This is a genomic window from Psychrobacillus sp. OK032 (genome assembly GCF_900111345.1).
Taxonomy (GTDB): domain Bacteria; phylum Bacillota; class Bacilli; order Bacillales_A; family Planococcaceae; genus Psychrobacillus.
Genome location: NZ_FOGY01000006.1, coordinates 189,333 through 202,606 on the forward strand (window position 1 = coordinate 189,333; position 13,274 = coordinate 202,606).

A 13,274-nucleotide genomic window follows, 5' to 3' on the forward strand; every position below is an offset into this window, starting at 1 on the left:
TATGGAATATAAATTAGACTACGAGAAAATTAATAAATTTGTTGATAAAAAGGGCAAATATACGTATCGACGACGCTCAGTTGCCAATGTTTTACCTTTACCCACACGGGAACCGGAACGCGCGAAGTTTGATAAAGGGTTTATATCGGTTGTTGGTGGAGTAATTAGAACAATTAATGGAAAGAATTTAAGATTAGATTTAAGTGATACGGCTATTGATGAAGTTGTTAAGCTTGGCAACTATAAAAGTGATGAGAGTGCAGCACTCTTTACTTATTACTTAAAGGAACAATTGAGAGAATTAAATAATGGAAAAGTTTCTTCTTTCAAACAGTTAGAACAAGTTCCATTTGCTGAGGATTCCTCTGAACAAAAAGGTGAAATAGATTTTGTATCTTTTTTTTACGATACGTTTATTGGAAGTGAAAAAGAACGTGTAAAGGAAATTCTAAAAAATATCGATAATCCTAATTTAATTGCTGAAATCTTAGATCACCTATCATTAGATGCTGAAATGGAAAAAAGTCATTCGAATGAATCATACAAAACCTTCTTTCATAGTTTGAGAGCGCAATTCCTAAAAGATTTAGAGGTTTTATCTCAAAATCAAAGTTTTTTGTTAGAGCATGTTACTGGCCTATTTGTGCATTACACATTTGTTGCAATATCACAAATGATTTTACAAACCAATAAAACAACGAACTTCAATGAAGAACAGTTAACACCAGTTTATTATATTCTCCAATGGGAAAAGGCAGCGAGGTGGAGAAACTGCTACAAGCATGGATATAAGATGCTTGTTGGTGAAATGGAAGGCTTTTTTGCACACGAACATGCTTTAAACATAGTAGGACTAAACACCTTTTCTAATGAAAGAAATATCTTTTATCACAACATAAAAGATATTTTATTAGAAGCAGGCTCTGAAGCGGAGAAACAGTTCGTCATGTCTATATATACTTGGTTGAATGAATTCTACACAGTAAAAACTGGTATTCAAGTTGAAAGTTACACTCCAGACAAAACAATTGATCATGCTTTTGCAGATTTGCTTTCGGCTATAAGACCTGGTATATCAAAGGAAATCAATTCTCGTTACCAAAAAGCTTTTGAAGCAATTGTTACTAAGTTTTTTAGAAAACACGGAGGGTCACTTGGAACACTATTATCGCTAACTCAAGAACAACTCTTGCTCCTAGTAGCAGTTTCTGTTGGAAATGAACGAATTGAATTAAAGCAACTGTGGATTGAAATTGAGAATCGTGGTATTTGGTTAGATCATCATTCTAAAGAAGAGGTTGTTAAAGTTCTAGACAAGCTAAATTATATGGAAAAGAAAAGTGATAGTGGGGATGCTCAATATGTTAAATCCATTTTATAGTTATATAGGTAACCAATTGGCTTCCTTTTTTCAAAAAGAAGCTACAAAAGGAAAGACTGAAAGGTATTATTTATATTTACCTTCAGAAGAATTAGTATCAAGCCTTTATGAAGTTTTAAAGGCACAAAAGAATAGTGAGCAGTTCAGTTACTTGCATGAAGCAGGTTTGAAATCATATGAAACGATTGCATTAAGTTATGGTGAATATAAATATGTTATTGCCACTACCAATGAAAATACAACTGTCGATTTCTTAGTAACCTTAAGAAATGAAATGAGTAGACAATTAGGTCAATGGAAGAATACATCGATTATTTTACTATGTAATACGTTAAATGACTCTATTAAAGGTGGGAGCAGGGATTTAACGAGTGAAGGGTTACCACTTCATGTTAGTGAAATTGTAGGTAATCTGGAAGACTTAATGTCAAAAAGCGATTTAACAGCTACAGAAAAAGCAGTCACCAGACATTATCTGAAGAGACGTGAATCAGAGCATCGTATTGAAAATTCATCGTTTTTGGATTTTGAAGATATACTCACATTAGTAAATAAAGGAGAAGTTACAAGTTCCGATTATTTGAAACTTCATTATTTCCCAGACTTAGAATTGGAGAATTTGGTACAGGAAAAAACTCAATATCCTACCGGTTCTGGAAAATGGAATTCCTTAGAAAGACTTATAGAAAATAGACTTACAGAAAATACTCTTCAACATGAAGAAGTTGAACGTTTACGCTCACTTGGAAATCCCAAAGAAAAGTTGGAAGAACAATTTGATAAAGGTGGAGCAAAACTAGTTAAGGATGAATGGTATGAAGTAGATTACACATCAATCATTGATTGGAAAGAGCAAATGAAATTAAAAAGGGATATTTCATTTGAATCAGATAAAGTAAAAGCGGTACTTTTAAATGATGAAAAGAAACTAACATTAGATGTTTGGAAGAGACCAAAGTCAACATCTGCTTCTGGCCTTAGAAACTGGAGTTTTATCGTATTTCATCCTCAATATAAAGAGGGAGAGTGTATTGAAATAGCCTTTCCATTTGATCGTAGTACACAAACTAGGTTCTTAAATTCAACTAGTAAAAAGTTTGCGGTCACAAAAGGGTCCTCAATAGTAGCGAGTATTAAACTGGAATCTGAAGGAAGTACTTTTCAAAGAGTTGTTTACCAACATGAGGATACTACAAGTGGAAAATACACATTTAATATTGTTGTGGTTGCTTGTGAGCCATCCTTTTTGGAATCTCAAAGTGATTCTTTTATCGTGGAAGCGGCATCAAAAAGTAAATTTGCCCTTCAATTGGACTTAGATAATCAAGAGTTAACCATTGGTGATAATAGTAATGAAATAAAAGTATTAGACGAGTATGGACAGATTCTAGATATAGGAATAGGGGCTACAATTCACTTCGAAGCAGGTTTATTAGATGATAGTGAAACAAGTCTGCGCTTCTCGATTAAAACACCTAAATTTACATTACCTATTATTATAAAAGACGAAATGTTTAAAAGTATACCTATTTCCGGGGCAAAACTTTGGGAAATGAAACGAAGCAAACAGAGTTCATTCACAATTGATAAAGAAGCAAAAAAAATTGAAATTGATCATTTGCCTTATTCTACATTCGAAAAGGATCGTCCATTTTTATTGATGGAAGCTTCTTGGTTAAAGCAAAGAGTTAAACAGGCTATGATTATGTTAAATGAATTAAAACCAGTGGAGTGTACTTTACCACCTGCAGTAGACCATGCATACAATGCATTTTTAGATGCTGTGAGTGAATCTGGTACAGTCCCTTCTTTACTTTACTATTCGGGTAAAGTGAAAGAAAAAGCAGAAGCATATATAGAATCTTTTGTGGAAGCCATAGAATCGATTCGTGAACAACAAATTATGACGAACGAAGAACGAGCGCTGTATTTATTGGGGTGTGCACGTGATGAAAACATAATCTACATGACCCCTTTCTCACCTTTAAATGTAGTTTTCCAATTACAAATAAATAAAGAAACCACTGGGGACACAATAGATTCAAATATTTTAAGAAGACTAAAAGCGGTTTATACATTACCTTATATCATTGATTCTATCGGAGAAATATTTAAGCCGACTACTGATAATAATTTACCTGAGTGGCTTGCTTATTTACCACGTGAAGAAGTAACGGTAGGAGAAACTAATAACTATTTGGCCAAAGTTGTAGAAGAAAAATTAGAACAGTTTTATGATCATTACGATTATTTATTTGCATTGGAATCATCTACCTCATTGTTATTAAATGTTATTAATATTCCGAATGACCACGAAGTATTACGTGGTATCGTCGATTGGTTAAAAGGACAGATCAAGAGATATAGAAGTCTTTCTGGATTGCGTAATATCGAAGTTATTTCATACAAATATGATGAGCAAGGGCCAAGTGCTTTTGACGAGTTAAATGGAATTGGAGACGCAGAAACAATAGGCAACCGTCTCAATATAGATTTTTCGATGAAAGACTATTTGGCAGATGATGTCTTACGTGCTATTCAACAAGTATTGCATTACTCAAAACGAAGTATAGAAGCTCCAATTGAGTATGCACATATTTCTTTTTATAAAATGAAAAATGAAGAGCAAATAGTTAAACAGCTCGTTAAGCAGTCTCCAAACAGTTTAAATTTGAATGGTTTATTCACGACGGTTGTATCTTCTAAAACAGATGACGGTGGATACCGAGCAGGATTTGGGGTTGGAAATAGTGACATTAAACGCTCTCCTTTAACGCATTTTGCCGTTAAAATGAACGAATTGGTTGCTAATATGACAAATCGAGGACAAGACCCATATTCAAAGGATATTGCTTTTGCTATGCATATTAATACCCAAGACGAAGTGTATCTTTCTGAATTGTATGCGCGTTCACATTGGCTTACATTCATAGATCCTGCTGTAGATCTAAAGTATTTCCAAGAATCTTCGAAAAACCTAGTTATCGTACATTATAGTGATCAGCATTCGTCGTCGAACCATTATGATGCTATTACAATTACGGATAAATCCAATCAATATTTTAAAGTAATAAAGGATTTCTTGAAATCACAGAAAGTTAACGTAGAAGACTCACAAATTGAAGATGTCATTCGTGCTTTTAATACATTTAACGGTGAATGGCTATTGAGAGCGGTTCAAGGGCGTGCACATGACAAACGTGAAAAAATGAGTGTTGTATCAGCTATTAAACAATCATTACAACTATTTGATAGAACTAACGTGATGTGGGTTCCAATTTCAATGGAAGAGATAGTCCGTGTTACAGGCAATGTTAAACTGAGTAGAAAAGATGGTATATTTTCCGGTAAGACAATTGGAAAACGTGGAAACTGCAGTGACGATATTTTGATGATGGGCTTAGAGCAAAAAGAAGGTAGCTTAAAATTCCATATGTATCCAGTTGAAGTGAAAATCGGTAACAATGCAAATGATGTAATAGAAAAAGGAATAAGACAGGTGATTGAACTAAAAAGTCGCCTAGATGAGCAATTAATTGATGAAAAAACCTTTGATGCTAGATTTTTACGTAACTTCTTTGTTCGTTTATTTATTAATAATGCAACTAAAATGAACAATAATAGAATTTGGCCAGAGAGGAATTATCAGCTGGATCCGAATGTCATCGATCGATTATTGAATGATGAGTTTGAAATTGTAAATTCTTTAAGAGCCGATTTGGGTGCAGGTATGGTGCTTTCGTTTAAAAAAGGAGCACAGGGTGAATCGAGAGAACGTAAGCAAGGGGTTATAGTTATTCAGCTTCCTGAACAATATGGATACGATACTCTAGCAAAACCAATGAATCAATTAAATGAACTCATTAATGAGAAAAACACAATTAGCAATGCTGAAAAAAAAGAAGACTTGAAAGTAGCGGAACGAGAAATAACTTACGCAACTAATAAGGAAGAGAAAATTCCTGATATCGGCTTAAGTGAAAATCCGGTAGATTTATTAAGCGGAAAAGACATGAAGAATGAAAAATCTGCTGAGGTAACAAATATTCCATCACCTCTAGTCGAAGAGATTGTTGAGACAAATTTAACAGGAGTAAGACCGCTTGTGGGCTTAGAAAATAACAGACCAGTCTATTGGGAATTTGACCATAGAAGTCTCTCAAACAGGCATCTTGTTATTGGTGGACGCTCCGGACAAGGTAAAACGTATTTTATTCAATCTCTTTTGATGGATATGGCAAAATCCGGTCAATCAGCGGTTGTTATTGATTACTCTAGTAGTTACACAAAAAAACAATTGGATGACGTATTCATACAGCAGATGGGTGATAAATTAAGGGAAAGAATTGTATATCATGAAGGCTTTCCATTAAACCCATTTTTATTAAAGCAAAAAGAAGTTGCAGGTATCATTGGAAAAGAGAAGCCATCAGAAGCTGCTAGAAGGATTGTAGATGTTTTTTCTTCGGTCTACAAGAATTCTTTTGGTGCTCAGCAAAAAAGTGCTCTATATGCAGCGGTGAAAAAGGGTATTGAGCTCTACGGCGAAAAAATGAGAATGGATTTACTTCTAGAGGTATTAGAGGAATTAGAGGGCTATGGTAATCAAGTAATTACATCTATAAGTAGTCGTCTAGTACAGTTGGTTGATATAGATCCATTTGACTATGATGCCGAAAATCAGTGGAAAGAATATTTTGCTCCAGGTGGAAATATCACCATCATTCAACTTGCAGGCTACGATCAAGACGAGATTAAGCGGTTAATGGCAGAATTTATCCTATGGGATCTTTGGTACTACACACAAGATGGGTCAAAAGATAAAGCGATTCCTGTCATATTAGATGAAGCACAGAATTTAGATTTTTCTGATGGTTCTCCATCTGCGAAAATATTAAGAGAAGGTCGGAAATTTGGTTGGTCAGCTTGGTTCGCAACACAAACCTTTAATAACTTCTCGAAAGATGAACTCTCCATTCTTGATAATGCAGGAACGAAAATATACTTTAATCCAGCAGAAAGTGAACTTCGGGTTATTGCGGGGCGTATAGGAAATGCTTCCACCGATGAACTAAGAATGCTCCAAAAAGGCCAATGTTTAGTTATGGGGCAATTTATGAGAGCAGACAAAGAACTTGGTAATCCCACATATCATGTGGTAACTGTACCTGCTTTAGATGCAGAGACTAGAAAATAAATAATGATAAGTGAAACACTCCCAAAGTCGGCCAGATAATGAATTCGATATTAGGGAGTGTTTCGTCTTTTTTTATCTACAAAGTATTCAATTGTTTTAACCACCATATCTAAATCGTTCTTTACCTCATGTTCCCAAAAACGGAGAAGTGTCCAATTCTCTTCCGAATAATGCTTGGACACTTCATCATCCCGCTCGATATTTCTATTAATTTTTTGGCATCTTGAAATGAATAGGACAACCATGCCAATAACAAGAATCTAGAAAGACCACAATTTTTAACTTTGGAAAAGAGATATCGGGTGTGCCCGGTAGTTTACGATTATTTTTACGATAACGATATCCATCTTTCCACAGTGCTTTGCGTACAACTATTTCAAGTTTAGAATCTTTCCCACGATTTCCGCTCATCGTATTAAAAACTGCAGGACTTGATGCTTTGGGAACGTTTTTAGCCATATCAAACCCTTCCTTTCTTTACAATTCCCCTCTAATCGACAATAAAAACTAAGATTTACAATAAATCGAGTAAAAGATCTTGATCTTTTCAACAAAATGTTGTATAATAAAGAGAAACTACGAAAGGGTGTTCGTATATGCAAAATTCTAAAATTAATGTAATTGAATTATTTGCTGGTGTAGGTGGATTCCGCTTAGGACTTAAAAAAGCGAACCCTGAATTGTTTGAAGTGGTTTGGGGTAACCAGTGGGAACCTTCTCGAAAAGCCCAAGATGCTTTTGATTGCTATGTACACAATTTTGAAACAGGAATACATTCAAATGAAGATATAACATCAGTTTCAAACGAAACTTTTATAGATTTAGAGCCGAATTTGGTTGTTGGTGGTTTTCCCTGCCAAGACTACTCTGTTGCACGTACTCTTTCCGGAGAGAAAGGACTACAAGGGAAAAAGGGAGTTTTATTTTGGGAAATTAAAAGAGTAATCGAAAATACACAACCTAAGTATGTGCTATTAGAGAATGTAGATCGTCTTTTAAAATCTCCTTCCTCTCAGCGTGGTCGTGATTTTGCTGTTATGTTAGCGACGTTTAGAGATTTAGGTTATACCGTAGAATGGCGCGTACTCAATGCAGCAGATTACGGTTTTGCTCAAAGAAGAAGACGTGTATTTATCTTTGCCTATAAAAACGGTATTGCTTTTGAACAGGCCCAAAATAATTATTCTAAAGATCAGATTATTTTCAGTAAAGGTTTTTTTGCTAAGCCTTTCCCTGTAGAACTTGAACCTTATCAAGATAGAATAACCTCTGTTACATTACCAACTGATATAGTATCGATATCTGATGATTTTTCTTTTGGATTTCATACTGGCGGAATTATGAAACATGGCGAAGTGTTTACTGCTCATGTCATACCTGTAGAAGAAAAACCAACTACTTTACGGGATATCCTTATAGATGAATCGGAAGTAGATGAAAAATTCTATTTATCAGAATCACAAATAGAAAAGTTCGCATATTTACGTGGTCCGAAGAAAATAGAGAGAAAAAGTGCTGATGGACATGTTTATCTATTCTCTGAAGGTGGTATGTCTCCAACGGATGATTTGGATAAACCAGGAAGAACTATGCTGACAAGTGAAGGGTCAACAAATAGGAGTACTCATATTGTAGAAGTGAATGGTCGAAAACGTTTTTTGACCCCTCTGGAATGTGAACGACTTAATGGTTTCGATGATAATTGGACAAGTACTATGTCAGACCGTATGCGATATTTTTGTATGGGTAATGCCTTAGTAGTTGGATTAATAAAGCGAATGGGAAAACGAATTGAAGAAATTGAAAAATTAAATACCCAAACTGACATTCAATTAGAAATGTCATTAAAAAGCTGATACCTAAAGTGTCGGCTTTTTCTTTTTGTGGTAAAATTATGTTAATAATTAGACTTGTTCAAGGGGGATTTAAGTGATTTATGAAACAGAAGACGAACTTTTGTTTAAGGCTCGTGAAGCACACGGTAAAACATTTCGTGAAATCGATCAGTATAGCCGTTTGAACAATACTCGTGCTACAGGCGCGCTTGGGCAGATTGTAGAAGAAAGTTTTTTTGAATATAAAGTGAATAGCAATGCTGAGGCTGACTTTTCAAATTTAGGTATAGAGTTAAAGGTAACGCCTTTTAAACAAAATAACAATAAAAGTTTATCGGCAAAAGAGCGATTAGTGCTGAATATTATTAATTACATGACAGAAGCAGAAAAAAGTTTTTACGAGTCGAGTTTCTGGAAGAAGAATCAAAAGTTGTTATTAATGTTTTATGAGTGGAAAAAGGAAGTGGATAGAGGAGACTATAAAATAATTGAGACAATTCTTTTTAAGTACCCAGAAGAGGATTTAGCTGTTATTAAATCCGACTGGACTTTGATTCAAGCTAAAATTCAAGCGGGTTTGGCGCATGAATTGTCGGAAGGCGATACACTTTATTTAGGTGCATGTACAAAGGGTGCTAATAAAAACTCTTTAAGAGAGCAACCGTTCTCAGATGAACATGCAATGCAGCGTGCTTATTCTTTAAAACAATCGTATATGACGGCACTTGTGCGTCAATATATTTCAAAAGAGAAGTTAGTTCATTTTTCTAGTCTTGAGGAGCTTCAAGAAAAATCGATAGAACAATTGTTGAATGAACGTTTCGAGCCGTTTATTGGTATGACAATGGAAGAGATGGCGTTAAGGTTAAATATTCAAATTAATCCTAGAAATCGTTCAGCTGTACCAAATCTAATAAGTGCATTATTAGGAGTTAAAGGAACAAAGTTGGATCAGATTGCTGAGTTTGCAAAAGCAAATATTCAATTTAAAACAGTACGGGTACAACAAAATGGCCGACCAAAAGAAAGTATGTCATTTAAAAATATAGACTTTGAGGAAATTGTTCGGGAGCAATGGGAAGACAGCTATATCAGAAATTATTTTGTAGAAACACAAATATTATTTGTTGTTTTCCAATTTGATGAACAGGGAGTATTACGTTTTAAAAATATAAAGCTTTGGCATATGCCGATGCAAACAATTGAGAGAGAACTGTATGAGTATTGGGCAGAAGTTCGTAAAGTATTAGATGAGGGAGTAATATTAACCAAGACTAAAAAAGGTGTAGAAAACAATTTCCCAAAATCTGATTTCAATGGTGTTGCTCATGTGCGTCCTAAGGGAGCGGATGGGAATGACAAAGTGCAATTACCTGATGGACAATCTATTACGAAACAATGTTATTGGCTGAATGCTAGTTATATAGGAAGAATAGTGAGTGATATAGAGGAATAGTGATGAAAAGTGCCCCTATGTTAGAAACATAACTTATTGAGCTAATCCGTTTGAGATTAGCTTTTATTCATAAATTTAATAATAGTGATCTAACTATTTCTGTGTGGTACATTTTATATCCGAACTAATTGTAGTATGAAAGATACCTGAAAAAAATGATAAATATAGAATCGGAATCTGATTACTTCATTTTAAAAGCATGAAGAGAAGTAGCCCTGTGTCAATAATCAAGATCCCTGTAGTTGGAACGTTAAAATACTTTTGGAAGAAATAGATGATCCAGATAGGGAAGAGAGGCTCAAAGAGGAAAAATCTATCGAGTATCGTACAAAAATTGAGAACCAAGAAGATAGTGAGGGCACGAACGGTGCAGAAATTATTGAACTAATCCTTTCTGGGTTAGTTTTTTTATGCTCGTTGTAGGTCTTGATACAATTAATTCACCAAGAAAGGGGGGCGACTCTAATACTTATAAACAAACTATCCCCAAAATGCTTTTGGCATAAAAATTTTTGGTAAGGATTTTTCTTGATGCTCTCCATAAAATTGCAATCCCAGTTATAAAGGTGATGCTTTTAAAATAATTTCTAAGATTCTATAGACTTATACACAAAACTGTCCCCAAAATTCTTTTTCCATTAAAAATTTGATAGGAATTTATTCTTGATGGTCTTCAAAAAATCATAATCTGAGTTATAAAGGTGATGTTTTTAAAGTGTTTTTTTAAATCCTATATATTTATACACAAACTATCCCCAAAATCCACGTGAAGTCAAAATGGATTGAAAAAGTTCAATCTGATTAGGAAGATCAAATTCGCACAACTTTATCTGAAAAACAGCACGAACTAGTCATTACTGATCCATTATGGCAGTGTCAGATGAACATAAAAAGTCGGTTGCATGTGGAGGATTAAGGAGAGTTTCGTAGTATGAAACATTTGGTACTTTCTATAAACCACCTTGAGTTAGGAAGGACACGTTTGAATACAATTCTGAGTTGTTTCTAACACAGGGAATCAACAACAATAAATTGTACTATTTGTTTGTGAATATAAAGTAGAGTAAGGCTATACTTCGCCATTCGTTTTCTTAGGAACAGCTGATTATATAAGCCACTCAGGAAGTAAATCAGTGAGCATTATTTGGAAACTTCATGAACCCATGCCGGCGTATCTAGTGTCACGCGCTATTAAGAATGTTTTGTAGATTTAAAGAGAGACTCTAAGACAACTCCATTTGTTTTAGAGTCTTTTATTATTTATAGGAAAATAATAAATTTAACATTAACAAGTATTGGATAATAAGTAAGGATGACATATACTTAAAACATTAAATATTATAAATATTAAAAATATTAGAAGGGTGTGATTTGTATGCTGTTCAAAAGTCAATTTCAATAAATAAAGACTTCTTGGCTAAGGAATTAGGTCTTGAACAAGTATCGAACACACGATGATGGTTGTAACTATACCCATCTTATTACCGATTCTACAAGCTCAGAATTTTGACTTAATCTGGTTCGGCGTCATGATTGTTTTATGTAGTAGAAATCGCATTAATCTCACCACCTATTGGTATGAACGTATTTGCCTTTGCCCGTTAGAAATCCAAAAACAGAATGGAGAATATTAAAAATGAACCTAACAGAAAACAAAAACCTATACGAGAAAAAAAACTTTTCCCGACTGCCTGAATTTGGTAAGCTTGCTCCGGAAACATTTAAAGCTTTTGTCCAATTTGATAAACTTGCATTGCAGGAAAATGCACTTTCCGCAAAACTGAAGGAGTTGATCGCGGTAGCGGTAGCACATACAACCGGTTGCGCGTACTGCATTGACCTTCATGTCAAAAATGTCAAAAAGCTTAATGCCACAAAAGAAGAAATGGCCGAGAGCATAATGGTGGCGACCGCTTTAAAAGCCGGATCAGCCCTGGCTCATGGCGTTAATGCCCTGAATGCTTATGACGAAACAGCAGATGAGGAGCTTTATAAAGAAGTATACTTTAGCCGACTATCTGAATTCTCAAAGCTTAACGGAGAAGTATTCAGCGCTTTCATCAACTTCGATACTTTATCGCTAAAAGAAGGACTTTTATCAGTGAAAGAAAAAGAACTAATTGCAATCGCTGTTGCTCATACCACTGGCTGCCCATACTGCATCTCTTTGCATGTGAAAGCCGCTAAGAAAAAAGGAGCGACGAAAGAAGAAGTGGCCGAATCTATCTTTGTTGCTACAGCCTTGAAAGCTGGCTCAGCTTTAGCTCATGGCGTCAATGCTTTGAATGCATTTGATGAAGTTTGAGATAGAACGGATTAAAGCGACCCTGTGTTAGACATTCACGTTTATTCAAACAAACATGAATGTTTAAACTTTCGTGTCTGTTTTTAACGCAGGGTCATAAAAAAGCCGTTTCAAAATTCTCCAAAAGGAGGTCTTGAAACGGCCCTTACTATTTAAACTGATACTTTTTGTGCTTCCAATGCTTTTTCGAGGAATTTGGCTAGCTCTAGCATGCCGTATTTGCCTTCCTTCGCTTCTGCATCGCTGTTATAGTTTGTGTTTGTATTAATGTCGTAAGTATACACAGTACCGTTCTCATCTGAGATAAATTCGATCCCTGCCACTGTTATTTTGTTGGCTTGTAAAAATGCCTCGTATTGTGCGATTTGTTCTGGATCTACCTCGTGTATGATTTCGAATTGTGGCTTTTCTTCCACTTGTTCGCCGACAGGACAGAATAGATCATCGATTTGGCAAGCGTCTGCTGGGCAAAGTTCGAAACCGTTTGATGTATCTACTTTGACTGCATAAACAAATTTTCCGCCTACAAATTCAGCGCGTGTAATAAATGATTCCGGTGCTTTAATGTATTCCTGAATTAACGTAATGCCGTCCACCGGTTCATCGTATAGCTCACTGTTTAAATAAGCTTTCAACGCATCAATAGATTGGAATAATTGTACGCCTAATCCTTTGCCGGCACGGTTATGCTTTGTAATAAAGGAAGCTTTCCCTAATTTTTCAGCAGCCTTTATGACTTGCTCTTTCCCAACTGCACCGATTGTTTTAGGAGTGCGAATGCCTGCTTTTTCTAATGCGAGGTATTGATTAATTTTACTTAATTCTAAAGATAGTGCACTTGTGCCATTAAATACTGTACGCCCGTGAAACTCCAACCATGCAAGCACACCTGCTGTTAATTCTGGTGCATAACGGTGATTGCGAGTATGGGATGAAGCACTCATACGACTATAGAAAACACCTTCTGGAGGAGTCGCTGTCAAATCAACAATACCCTCATCTAAATGCCATACTTCGTAAGGTAGCGCTAATTCTTCTAACCGTTTAGTTAAATGAATGGTCCATTCATCATTTTCGTGGATAACATAAATTTTCGACAT

9 protein-coding genes are annotated in these 13,274 nt (G+C 35.2%); 6 read left to right on the top strand and 3 right to left on the bottom strand.

Annotated elements, in window-relative coordinates; genetic code table 11:
• Position 1 precedes the first annotated feature (1 nt).
• Positions 2–1,381, top strand: a complete 1,380-nt coding sequence (gene dptG / locus BMZ04_RS13330) for a DNA phosphorothioation-dependent restriction protein DptG (protein ID WP_093271411.1) — start codon at positions 2–4, stop codon at positions 1,379–1,381.
• Positions 1,362–6,578: a DNA phosphorothioation-dependent restriction protein DptH gene (dptH, locus tag BMZ04_RS13335; RefSeq protein ID WP_177184440.1), complete on the top strand. Its 5,217-nt coding sequence runs from the start codon at positions 1,362–1,364 to the stop codon at positions 6,576–6,578. The genes dptG and dptH overlap by 20 nt, the downstream gene beginning before the upstream one ends.
• Before the next feature lie 50 nt (positions 6,579–6,628).
• On the opposite strand, the gene BMZ04_RS23165 is transcribed toward dptH, so the two are convergent.
• A complete protein-coding gene (locus BMZ04_RS23165; RefSeq protein ID WP_369802665.1) occupies positions 6,629–6,823 on the bottom strand; it encodes a DUF559 domain-containing protein in 195 nt (64 codons plus the stop codon).
• The gene (locus BMZ04_RS23170; protein ID WP_369802666.1) at positions 6,786–7,037 is read right to left on the bottom strand and encodes a PDDEXK family nuclease; all 252 of its coding nucleotides are present in this window, start codon (positions 7,035–7,037) and stop codon (positions 6,786–6,788) included. Before BMZ04_RS23170 ends, BMZ04_RS23165 begins: the two co-directional genes overlap by 38 nt.
• Before the next feature lie 137 nt (positions 7,038–7,174).
• Between BMZ04_RS23170 and dcm the strand changes: the two genes are divergently transcribed.
• The 4 genes from dcm (at position 7,175) to BMZ04_RS13355 (ending at position 12,174) form a co-directional block, all read left to right on the top strand.
• Positions 7,175–8,434, top strand: a complete 1,260-nt coding sequence (dcm, locus tag BMZ04_RS13345) for a DNA (cytosine-5-)-methyltransferase (RefSeq protein ID WP_093271419.1) — start codon at positions 7,175–7,177, stop codon at positions 8,432–8,434.
• A gap of 73 nt (positions 8,435–8,507) precedes the next feature.
• Entirely contained in the window at positions 8,508–9,869 is a 1,362-nt protein-coding gene (locus BMZ04_RS13350) for a Sau3AI family type II restriction endonuclease (RefSeq protein ID WP_093271422.1), read from the top strand.
• A gap of 261 nt (positions 9,870–10,130) precedes the next feature.
• Positions 10,131–10,292, top strand: a complete 162-nt coding sequence (locus tag BMZ04_RS22415; RefSeq protein ID WP_177184441.1) for a hypothetical protein — start codon at positions 10,131–10,133, stop codon at positions 10,290–10,292.
• A gap of 1,213 nt (positions 10,293–11,505) precedes the next feature.
• Positions 11,506–12,174, top strand: coding sequence for a carboxymuconolactone decarboxylase family protein (locus BMZ04_RS13355; RefSeq protein ID WP_093271426.1), 669 nt, complete (start codon positions 11,506–11,508; stop codon positions 12,172–12,174).
• Positions 12,175–12,326: 152 nt separating this feature from the next.
• On the opposite strand, the gene BMZ04_RS13360 is transcribed toward BMZ04_RS13355, so the two are convergent.
• Complete coding sequence (locus BMZ04_RS13360) at positions 12,327–13,274, bottom strand: ATP-grasp domain-containing protein (protein WP_093271430.1); 948 nt, start codon at positions 13,272–13,274, stop codon at positions 12,327–12,329.

Excerpts from the sequence above, each read along its gene's own strand:
- BMZ04_RS23165 (WP_369802665.1), bottom strand. The coding sequence starts at position 6,823 with ATGGTTGTCCTATTCATTTCAAGATGCCAAAAAATTAATAGAAATATC.
- dptH (WP_177184440.1), top strand. The coding sequence starts at position 1,362 with ATGTTAAATCCATTTTATAGTTATATAGGTAACCAATTGGCTTCCTTT.
- dcm (WP_093271419.1), top strand. The coding sequence starts at position 7,175 with ATGCAAAATTCTAAAATTAATGTAATTGAATTATTTGCTGGTGTAGGT.
- dptG (WP_093271411.1), top strand. The coding sequence starts at position 2 with ATGGAATATAAATTAGACTACGAGAAAATTAATAAATTTGTTGATAAA.
- BMZ04_RS23170 (WP_369802666.1), bottom strand. The coding sequence starts at position 7,037 with ATGGCTAAAAACGTTCCCAAAGCATCAAGTCCTGCAGTTTTTAATACG.
- BMZ04_RS13355 (WP_093271426.1), top strand. The coding sequence starts at position 11,506 with ATGAACCTAACAGAAAACAAAAACCTATACGAGAAAAAAAACTTTTCC.
- BMZ04_RS13360 (WP_093271430.1), bottom strand. The coding sequence starts at position 13,274 with ATGTCGAAAATTTATGTTATCCACGAAAATGATGAATGGACCATTCAT.